Below are 18,567 nucleotides of genomic sequence, written 5' to 3'. Positions count from 1 at the left end.
TTAATAGAACACAAACAAAAATAATCAGTGCTACCTGTGTAAATGCCTTGAAATTTACCAGATAATCACTGATTATTTATTTTACCCATTTATAGCCCTTAAAAAGGGTTTCTTTTTCAGCACCCTCTCTTTTAAGGAGCTGTCTTTTTTTCATTTATTATTTAATCATGTTCACCTAGGACCTTATTCTTGCTTTCTTCATAGGCCTGAATAGCCAGTTCTCTGCTTCGCTTATGGTTAACGATCGGCTTAGGATAATCTTCACCCTGATTATAGCCGGTCTTTAAGGCGATAGACAAAAAGAACCCTTCAAAAAATCGAAGGGTTCTTTTTGTCAAAATATCATTACTTAGTCATTACTCAAGTCTTCGCCATTTGATGCGATGACTTTTTTGTACCAGTTGAAGGATTTCTTAGGTTTGCGTTCAAGCGTTCCGTTTCCTTCGTTATCACGGTCAACATAGATGAAGCCGTAACGTTTTTTCATCTCACCTGTTCCGGCACTGACCAGATCGATACAGCCCCATGAGGTATAGCCCATCAAGTCTACTCCGTCGAGTTCAACGGCATCTTTCATTGCGTCGATATGCGCTGCAAGATAGTCGATGCGGTAGTCATCTGCCACGTAGCCATTTTCGTCCGGCTCGTCGATGGCTCCCAGTCCATTTTCAACGATGAATAATGGCTTCTGATAACGGTCGTAAATATCGTTCATTGTTATGCGCAGCCCAAGTGGGTCGATCTGCCATCCCCATTCGCTGGCTTCAAGATAGGGGTTCTTAACTGAAGCAAAGATATTTCCAGCCGTTTTCTCGTTTACCTTTGGATCGCCTGATGCAACGCGGGATGAATAGTAAGAGAATGAAATGAAGTCAACAGTATGCTCTTTAAGAAGAGCCTTGTCCTCTTCAGTCATTTCGATCTCGATGCCTTCACGTTCCAGTTCTTTCAGTGCGTATGCAGGGTACTCTCCACGCGACTGAACATCGATGAAGAAGTAGTTCTCATGATCGGCTTCCTGAGCGGCACGAACGTCTCTTGGATGAGGCGTATTAGGATAATATTTTCCTGCGGCCAGCATACATCCGACCTGATTTTCCGGATCCACTTCATGAGCAATCTTAGTTGCCAGTGCACTCGCAACCAGTTCATGGTGTGCAGCCTGGTATTTCACCTGCTTCTGATTTTCGCCTTCTTCAAATGCCAGTCCGGCACCCATGAATGGTGCATGCAGAATCATGTTGATTTCATTGAATGTTAGCCAGTATTTAACTAGACCTTTATATCGCGTGAACAGCGTGCGTGTAAGGTTTTCGTAGAAATCAACCATTTTACGGTTGCGCCATCCGCCATACTCTTTAATTAAATGCATCGGGCAGTCGAAGTGAGTAATCGTTACTAAAGGTTCGATGCCATGCTTGTGGCATTCTTTAAATAAATCTTCGTAGAATTTCAGACCTTCTTCGTTAGGCTCTTTTTCATCGCCTTTAGGAAAAATACGTGTCCAGGCAATAGACAGGCGGTAAGTCTTGAATCCCATTTCTCCGAACAATGCGATATCTTCTCTGAAACGATTGTAATGATCGATGGCTTCTTTAGCCGGATAGAAATGGTCCTCATCGAAATCGAAATGCTTCATCTGGCCTGTAATGATAGCCGGACGGTCTTCTCCGATTGGGACGACATCGACGTTAGCCAGTCCTCGTCCACCTTGATCGTATCCCCCTTCAAGCTGGTTGGCTGCAGTAGCGCCGCCCCATAAAAAGTCTTTTCTAAATCCCATATTTATTCCTCCTGTTGTCTGTTTTCTAACTGTTTACTTTTTCAGTTTAAAGCGTGTAATCCATTACATACAAGCGAATTCTGACAAAAATGTGAGGAATGCGTAATCCTGTGGCTAGGCCGTCATTATTATGGTAAAGTGTCAAGGATGCAGGTTTTTAGAGAAAAGAGGAACACAAATGACTCATTATGATGTACTAGTCGTCGGTGGCGGCACGAGCGGCATGATGGCTGCCATTTCAGCCGCGGAACATGGAGCGACTGTCGGACTGGTCGAAAAGAACAAGTTCGTCGGCCGTAAGCTTCTGGTAACTGGAAATGGCCGCTGTAACGTCACTAACAATAGAGATAAAGAAGAAATCATTACGCATATACCTGGGAACGGACGCTTTCTTTACAGTGCGTTTTATCAGTATGACAACTACGATATTATGGATTTTTTCCAGTCTCGTGGAATCAAGCTGAAGGAAGAAGACCACGGACGAATGTTTCCGATCACGGACAAGTCCCGGACGATCGTCAATGCCCTGACTCAGATCATGGAAGAATCAAAAGTTGATGTGCATACCAATGCACCTGTTGAAACAGTGCTGTATAGAGACGGGGCTGTCAACGGAGTAAAACTTATGGATGGACGTGTTCTTTATGCCCATTCGGTTATTCTGTCAACTGGCGGACGTGCCATGCCTAAAACTGGGTCGACTGGTGACGGCTACAAATGGGCAAAAAAAGCCGGACACACGATCAAGGAATTGTATCCGACCGAAGTGCCGATCACGTCTGAAGAACCGTTCATTCAGGACCGCACACTTCAGGGAATTTCTCTAAGAGATGTAGACTTAAAAGTCATCAATAAAAAAGGAAAACAGGCTATCTCCCACCGAATGGATATGATCTTCACTCACTTCGGCATCTCCGGTCCAGCTGTTCTGCGCTGTTCGATGTTTGTTCTGCAGACGATGAAGCGCGATAAGACTGATCATGCTGTCATGAGTCTGGACAGTCTGCCGGATGAGACACCAGGGTCGCTTAATCAGACCATTGAACGCCTGATGAAAAAAGAAGGCGAAAAGAGCATGAAAAATACTATGAAGCAGTTCGGGCCTGAGCGCTACATTTTGTTTGGGCTGGAACAGGCGGGGATCGAAAGTGAACGTGCCTTCAAGACGTTGACGCCTAAAGAAGTCGATGCCCTTATTACCTTTTTGAAGGATTTCCGTTTCAATGTTCATGGCTCTCTTCCGATTGAAAAAGCATTTGTTACAGGTGGCGGTGTTCACACGAAAGAAGTGAATCCAAAGACCTTGGAAAGCAAGTTGATGCAGAATCTGTATTTCACCGGTGAAATACTGGACTATAACGGCTACACTGGCGGATACAATATCACTGGTGCCTTTATTACAGGTAGACTGGCCGGTATGCATGCGGCCCAGACCGCTTTGAGTATGAAGGCAGCGGACTAATTTGAGAAATCAGGTCGCTCAGGCTTTAGTTTAGGCAGTCTGCAGCCGCTGAAGTATACTGTCGGCACGGTAAAATGCAGTTCAGAACCTTAATCGGGTCCTGAACTGCATTCTTTTTATACTCAGTAAAGTTCAGCCGGAATTTTGCATGCTGAAGTAGAGTCTATTGCTTCTATAATGCAGCTCATCGCATTCTTTAAGTCTGAACTACAGTCACACCGCTTTACACATTTCTAATCTACAATTTCCAGCTGCTCTTTCAGCACGGCGAGCTGTTTTTTCACTGCTGACGGAGCCGGTCCGCCTTCAATGTCGCGTTTATTCACACAGGTGGACAAGTCGATGACAGAGTATATATCCTGCTCGAATAGTTCATGAAAGGATTGATAGGTCTCGAGAGGCAGCTCTTCCAGCGTGAGGTCTTCCTCGATACAATACTTCACGAGCCCACCGATCACTCCGTATGCTTCTCTGAAGGGCAGTCCTTTTTTAGTCAGGTAATCCGCACAATCTGTCGCATTGATGAAGCCTTTAGACGCCGCGTCACGCATGCGGTCGACATTGACACTCATTGTCTCCATCATTGGAATCATGGCTGACAAGGCTAGCTTCACTGTACTGATGCTGTCGAACAAAGCTTCTTTGTCCTCCTGCATATCCTTATTATAGGCGAGTGGAATACCTTTCATCATGGTCAGAAGGGTCTGAAGATTTCCGTAGGCGCGTCCCGTTTTCCCGCGGACCAGTTCAGCTACATCAGGGTTTTTCTTCTGAGGCATAATGGATGACCCTGTTGCAAAAGCATCATTCAGTTCAACAAATTTAAATTCCTGAGAGCACCATAAAATAATTTCTTCTGAGAGTCTGGACAGGTGCATCATGACCATGCTCAAAGCGTAAGCCATATCTAGAACGAAATCCCTGTCGGAAACACCATCCAGACTGTTGGCGGTAACCGTCTTGAACCCAAGTTGATCCGCAACAAACTGCCTGTCGAGGGGATAGGTGGTTCCGGCCAGTGCGCCATTACCCAGTGGCATGCTATCCGTATGATCTGCCACTTCCTTAAGTCGCTTGATGTCTCTCAGTATCATCTGTGCATAGGCCAGTAGATGATGGGCAAAGGTGACGGGCTGTGCAATCTGAAGATGGGTATACCCCGGCATGATCGTTTCAGTATGCTTCTCTGCCTGATTGATGAGCACCGATTCGAAAGCCTCTAGCTGGTCAGTGATCTCAGCTGCCTGCTTTTTGACATATAGCCTCAGATCCAGTGCGACCTGGTCATTCCGGCTTCGTCCCGTATGGAGCTTCTTACCTGCGTCCCCTATCCGACTGGTGAGTTCCGCTTCGATAAACATATGAATATCTTCTGCTTTCGGGTCGAACTGAAGGGCGCCGTTGTTTATATCCATCAGAATACCTTCCAGTCCCTCCAGAATGCTTGATACATCCTCTTCGGAAATGATGTTCTGTTTACCCAGCATATTTGCATGAGCCATACTGCCTTTAATGTCTTCTTCATAAAGAACATAGTCAAAACTGATTGATGAATTGAATACATCCACTTCCTCGGCACTTTGACCACTGAAACGTCCCTGCCAGATTTTATTCTGATCAGCTGACATAAGATGCAACCCCCATTAGATGAAGGAGAACGGCTTTTTGTACGTGTAGTCTGTTCTCTGCCTCTTCAAAAATTTCTGCGGCATGTTCGTTGAAAACTTCAGTCGTAATTTCTTCCTCTTTATGAGCAGGCAGACAATGCTGCACCATGACATCCGACTTCGCTACAGACAACAAATCTGAATTGAGCTGGTAGAGACCTTGGAATATCTGCTTTCTCTGTTCAGCTTCTTCTTCATCTCCCATGCTGGCCCAGACGTCAGTAAAGACGACATCTGCATCCTTGACTGCTTCATATGGATTCTCAGTCAGTAGAAATCCTGGATGATCTCTGTAGGTATCAAGTATATGCTGATCAGGCTGGTAACCTAGGGGAGAGGCAACAGAAACTGATGCACCGGCAAGTAGCGCCCCTACGATCAGTGAGTTGGCCATATTGTTCCCGTCTCCGACAAAGGCGAATTTGAGTCCTTCAAGCTCTCCCTTGAACTCCTGAACAGTCATTAAATCAGCCAGAATCTGACACGGATGATACAGATCCGTCAGGCCGTTTATAATGGGAATGGAACCGTGCTCTGCCAGTGCTTCGACATCGCTTTGGTCATAGGTACGAATCATGATTGCATCAAGGTAACGTGAGAGGACTTTTGCTGTATCTTCAATCGATTCTCCTCTTCCCATCTGAAGATCCTGTGCACTCAAATACAATGGCTTGCCGCCCAGTTGACTCATCCCTACTTCAAAAGATACACGCGTACGCGTCGATGCTTTCTGAAAAATCATTCCTAAGGTCTTTCCTTTTAAATAGGGGGTCTCTTCCCCAGCTTTCAGTTTTTTCTTCAAGTCGTGGCCCGTCTCAAGAATCGAGAGCAGCTCATCTTTTGACAGATCCGATAATTTCAGTAAATGATTCATGTAATGGCCTCCTTTTCTTTAACCGTGAGGATATGCTTTAAACAGGCGACAGCTTCATCAATTTCAGATCTGGTCACAATCAGTGGCGGCAAAAGGCGAAGCTTACCCTTAGCGGTCAGACACATAATGCCTTCCTCTTTAGCTTTCAGCATGACATCCTTGACTGATTGACTTTTCAGACTGATTCCAAGCATCAGCCCAAGGCCTGAAACAGCAGCCACTTCGTCAATGGCTTCAAGCTGCGCTTTGAGATACTCCCCTTTTTCCTTAACCTGATCCAGAAACTCCTCAGTCAGGGTATCTATAACTATGTTTGCACCGGCTGTTGCGACCGGATTACCGCCAAATGTCGATCCATGGTCTCCAGCTTTCAGTGTGTCTGCTACTTTTTCTCCAAACAATACTGCGCCGATCGGCAGGCCATTCCCCAGACCTTTTGCACTGGTTACGATATCCGGTTTTAGCCCCAGCTGTTCGTAGGCAAATAAGGTACCTGTTCTGCCGATCCCCGTCTGAACCTCGTCGATGATGAGCAGGATATCTTTTTCCTGGCAGACTTTGGACACTGCTTCAGTAAATTCAGGTTTAAGAGGAACGACGCCTCCTTCTCCCTGAATTGCTTCGATCAAGATGGCACAGACAGTATCGTCTGCTTTATCGATAATCTGTGTGGGCTCGTTGGCATCAATGAAATCAAAGCCTTCGGTGAATGGATCAAAATATTTATGAAAAACATCCTGACCAGTGGCCGACAGGGTCGTCACTGTCCGTCCATGGAAAGAATTTTTGAGCGTAAGTATTTTATGTTTATCCTTATGGGTTTCATGTCCATATTTTCTGGCTGTTTTAATAGCCACTTCATTTGATTCTGCACCAGAATTGACGAAAAGTACATGCTGCATGCCCGTCTTTTGGCACAGTTTCCCTGCAAGTTCGGCGGCAGGCTTTGTATAGTACAAGTTTGACACATGCTGGAGCTGACTCAGCTGATTCTGAGTGGCTTCGACCCATTTCTTATGATTATAGCCAAGCGAGTTGACACCTATCCCGGCTGTGAAGTCCAGATAGGTTTTTCCATCTTCATCAGTCAGTGTACAGCCTTCTGCTTTCTGAATGACCACATCCAGACGGTTGTAGGTTGGCGTGATATAGTCATTCGTCATCTCGATCGTGTTCATGTCAGGCTCCTTTCAGCTTCTTTTTCTTCTTTGTAGAACAAGGTCCCGATGCCGCTGTCTGTCAGAAATTCAATAATCAGTGCATGCGGGATTCGACCATCCAGTATAACTGCCTGCTTGACTTGGTTTTCAACCGCATCCTTACAGCAGCTGACTTTCGGTATCATCCCCCCGCTAATCACGTTATTCTGATATAAATGTTCTACAGTGCTGATTTCTATTTGTTGAATTAGGGTCGACGGATCAGATGTATCTTCCAGTACGCCGGGCACATCTGACATGAGAACAAAGTTGTCCGCCTTGAGTGCTTTGGCAATCCCGCCTGCCATTTCATCTGCATTGATATTGCAGCTGTTGCCATCTTCATCCATGCCTATACAGGATATAACTGGAATGTACCCTACGCTGACCAGATCTTCAATGACTTCTGTATTGACTTGGCTGATTTCTCCAACAGCTCCCAGGTCCTCAGGATTTTTTAAGGTCGCCTGGACTAAGCCGCCGTCTACTCCGCTTATGCCCATCGCTTTGCCGCCTAATGACTGTATCATGCGGGTAAGATCTTTATTGATTTTGCCGGCTAGAACCATCTGTACGATTTCCATCGTTTCCAGATTCGTCTGTCTCAGCCCATTGACGAAGGTACTGGTCACATCAGCCTTATCCAGCCAGTAATTGATGTCAGGCCCGCCTCCATGCACAATGACCACGTTCATCCCGACTTTTGCCAGAAGCATGGCATCACTCAGAACACTCTTTTTCAGTGACTCGTCCATCATCGCTGAGCCGCCGTACTTGATGACGACCATTTTCTTGTCATATCGCTGAATATGAGGCAGGGCTTTTGTCAGAACCTCCGCCATATCAAATGAATTCATAGGTACTCCTTCTATTTTTATTTACTAACTATCCTCTTTTTCTACTTATCTTATTATGCAATCAGGATCTGTAGGCACTGTTGATGGTGACATAGTCGTGAGTCAGGTCACATCCCCAGGCAGTCGCTTTGCTTTTCCCTTCATATAAATAAATATCGATAAACAGTTTTTCTGTGCCTAAAATGTCGTAGGCTTTATCTTCGTCAAATGGCAGGATCGCTCCTTCTTCGCAGACACAGACACTTTTATAGAACTCGTCACGCAGGTAGATATCGATCTGTTCATATGGCAGTTCAGCCCCACTGTAACCCAGTGCACAGAGTAGTCGACCGACATTGGCATCTCTTCCGTAAACTGCAGCTTTTACCAAGTTACTGCTGATGATTTGCTTGGCCAGAAGTTTTGCCTGCTGCTCATTTCCGGCGTCCAGAACGTTACACGTAATCAAGGTCCCTGCCCCTTCTCCGTCATTTGCAATGGCTATCGCCAAGTCTTTACAGACGGTGTGCAGTGCTTCTTTGAATACATGATAGTCCGGGTCTGTATCTGAATCGATCGGCTTATTCCCTGCCTGGCCGTTTGCTAGTACGGTGACCATATCGTTTGTGGAGGTATCGCCGTCCACACTGATCATATTAAAGGTGTCTGATACGACGTCTTTCAGCACCTGGTTTAAATAATCAGGTTCTATCGCTGCGTCAGTTGTTATAAATCCCAGCATAGTCGCCATATTGGGATGAATCATGCCGCTTCCTTTAGAAATGCCTCCTAAGTGAACCGTCTGGCCATCCAGTTCAAAGGCTACCGTACTCTCCTTGATTCCAGTATCTGTTGTCAAAATGGCTTCAGCCGCTTCATTCCCAGTATCATCCTGCAGTTGATCGACTAGATCTGACATGCCTGAAACAAAAGGGTCAATCGACAACGGCTGTCCTATGACACCCGTTGAAGCCACCAGGACATCTGTTTCAGAAATATTGAGTGCCTCAGCTACAAGTGCACAGGTCTGACTGGCAATCTCCAGGCCATTCGCGTTGCATGTGTTGGCATTCCCGCTGTTACATATAAGAGCTTGAGCAAACCCGTTCATGCTGTGCAGTTTAGTGATTTCAAGCGGAGCTCCTTTTACCTTGTTCTGTGTATAGACACTTGCTGTTGCTGCCGGTGTCTGACTATAGATCAGTGCCAGATCCTTTCTCTTTTTCTTGAAACCGGCATGAATACCCGAAGCAGAGAAGCCTTTGGCGGCACAAATATTCCCACTGATCTTTTTCAATTTATTACCTTGTTTTTCTTTTATACTCGTTTTCATTATCATCACCTCAAAACGACGGGGCTGCCATCGCTAGTCCTTCGGTTTCATTAAATCCCATCATAATGTTCATATTCTGTACAGCTTGTCCGGCTGCTCCTTTTTGCATATTGTCGATGACGCTGACAATTATGAGACGTTTCGTCCGTTCATCCACTGTCAGCCCGATATGGCACTGATTGGAATGCGTCACATGACTTATATCCGGCAGCGTCCCATAATCAAGTACAGTGACGAACGGATCGTTCGCGTACCATTTTTTGTAGAGATCGTGTATGTGTTCAGAATCTGACCCTCTTTTAAGGTCCGCATAGATTGTAGAGAGTATACCGCGGTTGACCGGGAGCAGATGCGGAACAAATGATACTTTTACATTATCCGCACCCATCTGACCTAACTTTTCCTCAATTTCAGGCGTGTGCCGATGTGTGCCGGCTTTGTATGCCTTAAATGCTTCATTTTTGTTGGCAAAATGCGTGACAGCTGATAAGCTTTTACCTGCTCCCGTCACACCAGACTTGGCGTCAATAATCAGCCTGTCCGTGTCAATCAGCTGCTCCGATACTGCCGGGTAGAGTCCAAGCAGAATACTCGTCGGGTAACACCCTGGATTAGCTACCAGTGACGTCTGGCTGATGGCCTCCTTGTTCATTTCAGGCAGACCATAAACCGCCTTTTTATGAAGGTCAGGGTAGGTGATCTCTGTCTCATACCAGTCTTCATATAGTTTTAAATCATTCAGTCTGAAATCTGCCCCGGCATCAATGACTTTTTTTCCTTCATCCATGCACTGTTTCACCATACCTTCGCTTTTTCCATGAGGGAGGCAGATGAATACCACGTCTGACTTACTGATCACTTCCTGATTTGATTCAAACTGAGCATCATACTGGCCTTTAAAGGACGGATAAAGCGTCGAGAACGCTGCACCCTGATTGTTTTCAGATGAGATACCTGATATGTCTACACCCTCATGTTTCATCAGTATCCCAATCAGTTCCGATCCGACATACCCACTCGCTCCTAAGACTCCAACTTGGATCATACTCATAAATGGCTTCCTGACTGAATCGGAGCTGCCGTTTCATTTGCCGCTTTCCCATAAGTCATTTTCTGTTTCATTTCAGCCTGAATCACACTAGATAAACCGTATAAGTTGATGAAGCCTTCAGCATCACCTTGATTGTAGACATCGTCTTCGTCAAATGTAGCAAAAGCTTCGGAATACAGACTGTATGGAGATTCCACGCTTGAAACGATCATGTTTCCTTTATAGACTTTCAGTTTGACTGTTCCCGTGACTGTCTTCTGTGTTTCATCAACAAATGCATCGAGAGCCTGTTTCAGTGGAGTGAAGTACTGGCCATTGTAGATCAGCTTGGCATATGTCTGAGCTATCTCCTGCTTGTGCTGCAGTGTTTCTTTATCCAGAGTAATCATTTCCAGCTGCTCATGGGCAAAGTACAGGAGTGTTCCGCCCGGTGTTTCGTAGACCCCTCTGCTCTTCATACCGACCAGTCTGTTCTCGATCATATCCAGAATACCTATTGCATGCTCGCCGCCGATGGCATTAAGTGTCTTGATCAGGCTGACACCGTCCATTTCTTGTCCATCGACAGCAACTGGAATCCCTTCTTCAAAGGTAATACTGACATAACCCGCTTCATCCGGTGCCTGTTCCGGCGAGACACTCATTTCCAGGATGTCGTCGTATTTCGGCTCATTCATTGGATTTTCAAGATCCAGTCCTTCGTGCGATAAATGCCAGAGGTTCTTATCTTTGGAGTAATTGGTTTCTCTGGATATTTTTAAAGGAATCTGATGTTTTTCCGCGTAGTCAATAGCTTCTTCACGTGAAGTAATGTCCCAGCTTCTCCAAGGTGCGATGATGTCCAGTTCAGGAGCCAGTGCCTTAATGCCCATTTCAAAACGGACCTGGTCATTCCCTTTCCCCGTACATCCGTGACAGATTGCATCGGCCCCTTCCTGCTTGGCTATTTCTACTAGTGCTTTCGAAATGATCGGACGTGCCGTTGCTGTTCCTAGTAGGTATTTATTCTCGTAAATCGCTCCTGCTTTCAGCGTCGGGAAAATTGAATCATAGACAAAAGACTCTTCGATTTCTGCCAGATAGAATTTGGATGCCCCAGTTTTAAGTGCCTTTTCTTCTAATCCGATCAGCTCATCTTCCTGACCGACATTTGCTGTTACTGCAATGATTTCACTTCCGTAATGTTCTTTGAGCCAATGGATGATAACTGATGTATCAAGTCCTCCAGAATATGCCAGTACAATTTTGTTATAGGTTTGGTTAGTCATTTTGCATTCTCCTTTTTCTGATTTCTTTTAATTGAATTAATTTTTGGTATAAAAAAAACGCCACTGTGTCTTTACACAGAGACGATTGCATCGCGGTACCACTCTATTTGCAGATTCAGTTGAAGCAAGGGCTTCTTCAGTCTAAACTATAATGCCTTGCTCGAAAGGATGAATTCTTTCTTTATCTGCCAACTCTTTGCATTAACGCTGCACACGGCACTACTTTACAGGTAAATTAATTTCAATATGCTGACAATCCGCTTGGACCGATTCATTCGGCCTAACTTGACTGCAACCCTGCTCAGAAGGCATCTCACAAGCTCGTTTCGATGACCGGTCATGTCAGCCTTCCACTCTGTGCTGACTCGCTGGGATGAGGGGGATCATCTACTTTCTTGATTTCTGATGTTAAAAAGAAGTGTACAACATGTTTCGGTCGCTGTCAACAGATAATATTAAATTAATTGTATATTTCTTGAATTAAACGCTCTTTATAGGTGTTTGTATGCATTTTATATTCGTTTTTAGTATATCGTTTTATGCAAGGTAGTCTGTTTCCGTCTGGTCGGACTTAACGAAGTCTATTTGGGTCATCAACAAAAAAGCCAGATCGGGTAGCTGACCCACTCTGACTTTTTACTTTGGTCAACCTAAGTGACAGGCCGACTACTTATTTAATTGTTATTCAGTTGGTCAGTCAGTTCAATAATGCGATCGACCGATTCATCAAGATAATTGATTGTATCTTTCAGTGGTTTGTCTGTAGTAATATCGACACCAGCAACAAGCGGCGCTTCAGCAGGCACTTTCTGTCCACCTAATGCCAGGAATTCCAGCCAGCCGTCGACAGACTCATCCCCGCTCTTGATTTTGAGGAATGCCTGTGTAGCAATAGTCAGTCCAGCTGAGTAGGTATATGGATAAAGACCCATGTAGTAGTGGATCTGACGTATCCAAGTCAGTTCCGCACCTGGTTCCAGCTCAACCGCATCGCCCCAGAACTGTTCCAGAACATCACGCTTAATTTCGCTCAGCTTGTTCGCATCGAAACTCTTACCGGCATCAATCAGACGGTACACTTCACGCTGATAAGCCGCTTCAAGCAGATGCGTGACAAAGTTATGGAAATAAGTACGTGATATCATTTTGGACAAAACTGATCGTTCCATGCGTGGGTCGTCAGTCTTGTTTTTCAGATAATCTGTCAGCAGCAGCTCATTGAACGTGGATGGGCCCTCGATCAGATAAAGTGACGGACGAGCGCTTGTCAGTGGGTTGTTCTCATTGGATAGAACACCTTGACCGGCGTGACCCAGTTCGTGGAACAAGGTGTAGGCATCAGTCAGCTGTCCTGTCCATGTCACCATGACATACGGGTGCTTGCCATACGTTGTTGAGCAGAACGCACCGGAACGTTTTCCGATATTCTGAGCAAAGTCCACCCAGCGTTCTGGATACGAACGCAGAATCATATCGACATACTCCTGACCTAGTGGTGCCAGAGCTTCCTTAACCAGATCTTTGGATTCATCGATAGTCACAGGAAGGGTATATTCCGGATCAAGATCGACTTTCAAGTCGGCATAAGTCATTTTGTCCAGTCCGTGAACTTCTTTCAGATGTGTAATAAACTTTCGCATCACTGGAGCGAAATCAGTCATGATCGTATCGATCTGTCTATGGTACAGATCCTGATCGACTTCCTGGCTTTCCAGCAGGTAGTCAAAGATTGAGTCATAGCCTCGCATCACTGATAAGGTTTTTTCTTTCTGTAGATGCGTATAGTAAGCAGTCGCTACAACATTCTTGTAGCTGCCGAGGACCTGGTTGAACTTATCATAGGCTGCTCGACGAATCTCCGGATTTTCGTGGTACATATATACTTCTTCATATAGGACAAAGCTTAATGGGTATTCTTTTCCATCCACTTCAAATGTCCCGTAGTCTGCATCATTCGAACGCGCCTGTTCAAAGATCTCAGATGGTGCATTAAATACGGGTGACAGTTGAGCAAGAGCTTCTTCCACTTTCGGATCCAGTTTAGCACGCTTGGATTTCTTGATTTTACGGATAAATGTCTCGTAAGCTGCATCTTTTTCAACTACAGCATTCAACGTTGATTCGTCCAGATCTTCAAGCTGTGACTGGAAGAAACTCAGTCTGGCACTGACGCCAGCCAGAATATTCGAGACTCGACGCGTAACCTGCTGGGCCTCCCCATCGGAAATATCTACAGAGACAGGCAGATGTCCGTACTGACCTAAATGAGACGCAGTAGCCATCAGGCCTTCGTATTCTTTGATCGCCTCAACGACAGTGTCCGCACCATCCAGCTTGCCGTCATACTTAGATGCAAATGCAGCGACATCTTCAGGCAGCTGTTCTGCCGTCTGGTTAAATTCTTCTTCTGTTGCAAAAATAGCAGACAGGTCCCATTTTAACTCTTCTGCTACTTCAGAGCGTTTAAATAATTGTTCTGACATGTGTGTGATCTCCCCTTCGTAATAAAGAAAAGCTAACAGAAGCAATGTGACAAAGTGTCATGTTTTGTCTAAAAAATGAACACTTGATTAAAGTGTCATCACTTTTTCTATTCACTTTCTTATTTTATTATAGCACCATTTAACAAATTTTAAAGAAAAATCTAGTTTTCAAAGTATTTATTTGAGATAACAGTCCAAATAGAATGTGGATCTGTTCCTTATATTTGATTACTTAAGTTGGCACAGTGATTCTGTGAGTATGTCATATTTCTCATCAATTCATCTTCTCAACCCTATTCTGATTTTAAAGACCTTGTAACTTGCACTCTTAGTTAATAATCGTACTGAGCAGTTAGAGGAGAGATTAATGCAAAAAACTCATGAAAAGAATCAGCCTCTTCATGAGTTTACAGGTACACTTATTCTGTTCAATTACTGGTCCCAGTATCAGTAGCCAGATTCGTAGCTGACTACATTTCTCGGCAAGTCTTCTCCCTTAAGGTAAGCGTCCAGGTTTTCTTCAAATACAGGGAACAAACTCTCGTCATAATCGTCAAGCGTCCCTGATATATGCGGCGTCAGCAAGACATCTTTCCGTTTGTAAATCGGGTGATCTTCCGGCAGCGGCTCCTGATGAACCACATCTAGAGCTGCATAGTCCAGATATCCTTTATCTAGTGCCTCCAGCAGATCATCAGTCACTACAGTCTGACCGCGTCCGACATTGATGAAAATGGCTGTTTCTTTCATTTCTTTAAACAGGTGGAGATCGAATAAGTCCTTCGTCTGATCCGTCAGAGGTAAAATATTGACGACGACATCTGCCAGCGGTAAAGCTTTTTTCAAATCTTCCTGAGTTACTTGCTCATCCATATACTCGACCTTTTGCCCGCTTCGGTTGACTCCTATCGTATGCATCCCGAATGCTTTTGCCAGTTTCCCGGTCTGCTTGCCGATTTCACCGGCACCAACGATCAGCATTGTCTTCTGATTCATTTCACGTGCCTTATCGACCTGGTCCCATTTTGACTGATTCTGCATCAGGATAGAATGGCCGATGCCTCTCGTGTAGCTCAGCAGCATGCCCATAATGGATTCTGCGATTGCATACTTATGTATGCCGCTCGCATTGGTCAACACGATGCCTTTATCTTTTAGTTTTTCCAGATCCATATAATCCACCCCGGCAGATTCAAGCTGGATCCATTTGACATTCAGATCGTCACTGTCAAGAAGGCGGGCCCCTTCTTCCTTGTTCCATCCATAAACGATTTCGATATCTGAAGTAGATGAGACCTCATCAAGCGAAGACGCCACTGTGTAGTCTTCTGTCTTCTCTTTGAGTGCCTCGAGCTGCTTTTCTTTAAATGGTCTTAGACTAAGTATCACTTTTGTCACATCACTCACTCCCTCTCTGATAGTGTAAAGATTCCTGTTCAAAAACTCAACTATCAGTGATTAAGGGAGAGAGGAATACTGTCCGGTGACCGTATCAAGTTTCTGAAGCTCATTAGTAGAGACATTGAACCGGTAGATGCCGATCATATTGGACCATGCGACCCCATCTTGTTCGACAGGTTCTCTGACTTCAATGTTGACCCAGTCCTGTTCTGCCTGGTTGACAAAATAAATGTATTTTTCATAAGCCAGATTTTCATGAAGCATCAGCTGATCGAAAGCATAATTTTCTGCCTCTTCTTTTGTCCATTCATGCTCAACTTCGTCAGACTCTTCCTCAGCTTCTTCTTTCTGAGCGAACCAGACATCCAGTTCCTCATCGGATGCTTCTTCCATCGATTGTCCGGTTGTATTGAAGTAGTCATCAGAATACAGGGCAGACTGACGTTCTTCTTTATATCTGGACTCTTCACTTAGGGCTCCAGCAACTTGCGCTGCTCTCTCAGCCTGATTTTCTCTGATTTCATCAAGAAGCCCTTCAGCTTCTTCTTTTAAGTCTTGATACTCCTCCAGATCATTTTCCATGAGAAGACTCAATGTCCCCGCTGCTGCATCCAGCTGGTCGGCTTCATATTCTCGTCTGGCCTGGTCAAGAAGGCTCTGGTAGTCCTCCAGGAACTCGTCTGCTTCTTCTTCGGGTGCTTCTACGGACACTTCTCCATCATTTTCGGCATCTTCTGCAGGCTCTTCAACGGTCACTGCCACTTCTTCCTCCTGAACGGCTTCATTCTGCTGGCAGGCACTTAGTCCCAGTCCCATTACTGCTACAGCTAAGATCCAATGTTTATTGCTCATGTCTGTTTCCTCCTTTAATCTTCGATATTATGATACGCGGCGTAAACCTCCCGCTTTTTCATTCCACGCAATACAGCCACTTCCTTGATTGCCTCTTTACTCGAAAAGTTCTGTTCATCCATCACAACCTCAACATGCTCTTTCAGGCTTAATGATTCCCAGCTTGCTTGCTCTACTTCCTGGGGATCACTGTTTCCTTCTGCAATCAGAACGAATTCTCCTCTGATTTGTTCGTTCTGAAGCCACTTTAGGACCTCTTCTGCGTTTCCGCGTACGAATTCTTCAAAACGCTTGGTCACTTCTCTTGCCAGAACGAGTTGACGTTCCTGACCAAATACAGCTACCATCTGCTCGACCACTTGTCTGACCCGATGCGGAGACTCGTAAAAGACCAGTGTATCGCTTCGTCTGTTCAATTCTTTGAGTGTTGACACAAGCTCTTTTTTCTTCCTCGGCAGAAAACCATAGAAGTAAAAAGGTTGAGGGCTGATACCAGATGCAATCAGTGCTGTCAAAGCCGCATTGGGACCGGGTAATGGGATAACAGAAACCCCCTGCTTGATTGCTTCCTTCACTAATTCGACTCCCGGATCACTGATTGACGGCATCCCCGCATCACTCACCTGCGCTATCGACTGTCCACTAAGCATTTTCTCTATCAGCTGAGGCGTCCGCTCATTAATATTGTGCTCATGATAACTGATCTGAGCTGTATCAATTTCAAAATGATTCAGCAGTTTCTGGGTATTTCTTGTGTCTTCCGAAGCAATCACATCTACTTCCCTAAGTATACGAATGGCACGGAAAGTCATGTCCTCAAGGTTGCCGATAGGGGTCGGTACTAAGTACAATCGTCCTGCATCCTGTTCTTCAAAGCTTTTCTGACTAATTTTCATGTAACTGCCTCACCTCTTTCACTATACATTGTTTCTGTTCTTTGTAAGGTCTACTGACCCCGTTGCTGGCCAGATACTGGTCTTTCTGTCTGCGCGCAAGCTTCTTGAACGCGGCTTCCGCTTTTGTTGCCTCACTTCTTGAGCCATGTGCTTCAGCATAAATCATCTTCAGCGGGCGTCTTTTTTGGGGACGAGTATATTTTGCACCGATCCCTTCATTGTGTTCATTCAGCCGGCGGGTCAGATCTGTCGTGTATCCACCGTAAAGTGTCCCGTCCCTGCAATGGAGGACATAAAAATAGCTGGCTTTATTGTCTTTGTTATCGCTAGTCTTGCTCATTGCCGTAAATCATCCTTCTCATTTCCGGAAAATAGTTTCCCTCTTCGTCAAATACATATAATGGGGGAAGGATCTTCAATCCGTCTTCTTTGCCTTGTTTGATTCCTTCGATCAGCAGCATATTCGCTTCCCTGTCCGGCTTCGGATAAACGAAACGGATTCTCTTGGGAGCCAGATCCACTTCTCTCATCGCATCGAGAATGTCAAAGAACCGTTCCGGTCGGTGAACAAAATAGGCTTTTCCTTTTGTTTTAAGCAGGCCTGATGTGGCTTTCATCAGCTCTTGCACAGTCAGATGCAGCTCATGTCTCGCTATGGCCAGATGCTTGTTCGGATTCTTCCGGCTGCTGTCTGACACGGTGAAATAAGGTGGATTACATGTGATGATATCGATGGAATCCTTTTTAATGTGCTTATGCACTTTATTGACATCGGCGTGTATGATGTCGATCTGTTCTGTTAACCCATTCATTTCTACGCTTCGTCCGGCCATGTCCGCCAGTCTCTCCTGGATTTCTACAGCCTTGATACGACTTTTCGTCTGTCCGCTGAGCATAAGCGCAACAGCACCATTTCCAGAACAGAGATCCACTATCTCTGCCCGGTCATGGCCGGGCACTTTAGCAAAATGACCCAAAAGGACAGCATCCAGGGAAAATGAAAAGACAGACGGGCTTTGAATGATGTTCAGACCAAACTGCATCAGCTGATCGATCCGTTCATCTCCTTTTAGTTCAGTACTCACTGCATTCTTCCTTTATCATTTGATTAGTATCAGTATACCAAAATAAATATGAAGCTGTGTCGCAATTTCTAAAAAGATTCAGTGTCTGGTTTATTAATTTATGTATGTCGCCCGGCACCTTAGCTCAATTCAACTCGCTGATTCCCGGACAATTGACAAAAGCCACTCAAAAGTGAGTGGCTTTCTGGTCAAAAATAAATATTTGTAAAGCAAATCGCTGGTTATTTCTATTCATATCTATACTACTAAGTTTCTCATTTAAACGACATGATCCCTACCTCTATCATGTCCTTGCAGCCCCAAAGCTGCGCCAGTGCGAATAAACTTCATTAAAACGTGTTTATATAATACTTCATATCTACTTTCAACGTCCTTAT

General features: G+C 45.0%; 16 protein-coding genes. 1 reads left to right on the top strand and 15 read right to left on the bottom strand.

The features are described 5' to 3' along the window. Window positions 1-161: 161 nt before the first annotated feature. Both ACYQ2O_RS03160 and ACYQ2O_RS03155 read right to left on the bottom strand, forming a co-directional pair. Window positions 162-299: a hypothetical protein gene (locus tag ACYQ2O_RS03160; RefSeq protein WP_459795973.1), complete on the bottom strand. Its 138-nt coding sequence runs from the start codon at window positions 297-299 to the stop codon at window positions 162-164. 50 nt (window positions 300-349) lie between these two features. Then, on the bottom strand, window positions 350-1,783 hold the full coding sequence (locus ACYQ2O_RS03155; RefSeq protein WP_346024653.1) for a 6-phospho-beta-glucosidase: 1,434 nt from the start codon (window positions 1,781-1,783) through the stop codon (window positions 350-352). Between the two features lie 178 nt (window positions 1,784-1,961). Here ACYQ2O_RS03155 and ACYQ2O_RS03150 point away from each other — a divergent pair, with 178 nt between their 5' ends. Then, the gene (locus ACYQ2O_RS03150) at window positions 1,962-3,245 is read left to right on the top strand and encodes a BaiN/RdsA family NAD(P)/FAD-dependent oxidoreductase (protein ID WP_459795972.1); all 1,284 of its coding nucleotides are present in this window, start codon (window positions 1,962-1,964) and stop codon (window positions 3,243-3,245) included. A 233-nt stretch (window positions 3,246-3,478) separates the two neighbouring features. On the opposite strand, the gene argH is transcribed toward ACYQ2O_RS03150, so the two are convergent. From argH to ACYQ2O_RS03085, 13 genes are all read right to left on the bottom strand, one after another. After that, complete coding sequence (gene argH, locus ACYQ2O_RS03145; RefSeq protein WP_459795971.1) at window positions 3,479-4,873, bottom strand: argininosuccinate lyase; 1,395 nt, start codon at window positions 4,871-4,873, stop codon at window positions 3,479-3,481. Beyond that, window positions 4,863-5,786, bottom strand: a complete 924-nt coding sequence (gene argF, locus ACYQ2O_RS03140; protein WP_459795969.1) for an ornithine carbamoyltransferase — start codon at window positions 5,784-5,786, stop codon at window positions 4,863-4,865. Before argF ends, argH begins: the two co-directional genes overlap by 11 nt. After that, window positions 5,783-6,964: an aspartate aminotransferase family protein gene (locus ACYQ2O_RS03135; RefSeq protein ID WP_459795968.1), complete on the bottom strand. Its 1,182-nt coding sequence runs from the start codon at window positions 6,962-6,964 to the stop codon at window positions 5,783-5,785. The genes argF and ACYQ2O_RS03135 overlap by 4 nt, the downstream gene beginning before the upstream one ends. Further along, on the bottom strand, window positions 6,961-7,842 hold the full coding sequence (gene argB, locus ACYQ2O_RS03130; protein WP_459795966.1) for an acetylglutamate kinase: 882 nt from the start codon (window positions 7,840-7,842) through the stop codon (window positions 6,961-6,963). Before argB ends, ACYQ2O_RS03135 begins: the two co-directional genes overlap by 4 nt. 61 nt (window positions 7,843-7,903) lie before the next feature. After that, a complete protein-coding gene (gene argJ / locus ACYQ2O_RS03125) occupies window positions 7,904-9,154 on the bottom strand; it encodes a bifunctional glutamate N-acetyltransferase/amino-acid acetyltransferase ArgJ (protein WP_459795965.1) in 1,251 nt (416 codons plus the stop codon). A gap of 10 nt (window positions 9,155-9,164) precedes the next feature. After that, complete coding sequence (argC, locus tag ACYQ2O_RS03120) at window positions 9,165-10,205, bottom strand: N-acetyl-gamma-glutamyl-phosphate reductase (protein WP_459795964.1); 1,041 nt, start codon at window positions 10,203-10,205, stop codon at window positions 9,165-9,167. Then, complete coding sequence (locus ACYQ2O_RS03115; protein WP_459795963.1) at window positions 10,202-11,473, bottom strand: argininosuccinate synthase; 1,272 nt, start codon at window positions 11,471-11,473, stop codon at window positions 10,202-10,204. Before ACYQ2O_RS03115 ends, argC begins: the two co-directional genes overlap by 4 nt. Window positions 11,474-12,147: 674 nt before the next feature. Next, complete coding sequence (gene pepF / locus ACYQ2O_RS03110; RefSeq protein WP_459795962.1) at window positions 12,148-13,956, bottom strand: oligoendopeptidase F; 1,809 nt, start codon at window positions 13,954-13,956, stop codon at window positions 12,148-12,150. A 447-nt stretch (window positions 13,957-14,403) separates the two neighbouring features. Beyond that, window positions 14,404-15,354: an NAD(P)-dependent oxidoreductase gene (locus ACYQ2O_RS03105; protein ID WP_459795961.1), complete on the bottom strand. Its 951-nt coding sequence runs from the start codon at window positions 15,352-15,354 to the stop codon at window positions 14,404-14,406. Between the two features lie 60 nt (window positions 15,355-15,414). Next, on the bottom strand, window positions 15,415-16,209 hold the full coding sequence (locus ACYQ2O_RS03100) for a hypothetical protein (RefSeq protein WP_459795960.1): 795 nt from the start codon (window positions 16,207-16,209) through the stop codon (window positions 15,415-15,417). 14 nt (window positions 16,210-16,223) lie between these two features. After that, window positions 16,224-17,105: a 16S rRNA (cytidine(1402)-2'-O)-methyltransferase gene (gene rsmI / locus ACYQ2O_RS03095; protein ID WP_459795958.1), complete on the bottom strand. Its 882-nt coding sequence runs from the start codon at window positions 17,103-17,105 to the stop codon at window positions 16,224-16,226. Continuing rightward, complete coding sequence (locus ACYQ2O_RS03090; RefSeq protein ID WP_091267387.1) at window positions 17,095-17,445, bottom strand: GIY-YIG nuclease family protein; 351 nt, start codon at window positions 17,443-17,445, stop codon at window positions 17,095-17,097. The genes rsmI and ACYQ2O_RS03090 overlap by 11 nt, the downstream gene beginning before the upstream one ends. After that, entirely contained in the window at window positions 17,432-18,190 is a 759-nt protein-coding gene (locus tag ACYQ2O_RS03085; protein WP_459795957.1) for a tRNA1(Val) (adenine(37)-N6)-methyltransferase, read from the bottom strand. The genes ACYQ2O_RS03090 and ACYQ2O_RS03085 overlap by 14 nt, the downstream gene beginning before the upstream one ends. Window positions 18,191-18,567 lie beyond the last annotated feature (377 nt).

The sequence above is a fragment of the Alkalibacterium sp. m-11 genome, assembly GCF_054658155.1.
The sequence above is the reverse complement of the archived record's forward strand: the minus strand, read 5'-3'. Positions and strand labels throughout refer to the sequence as shown.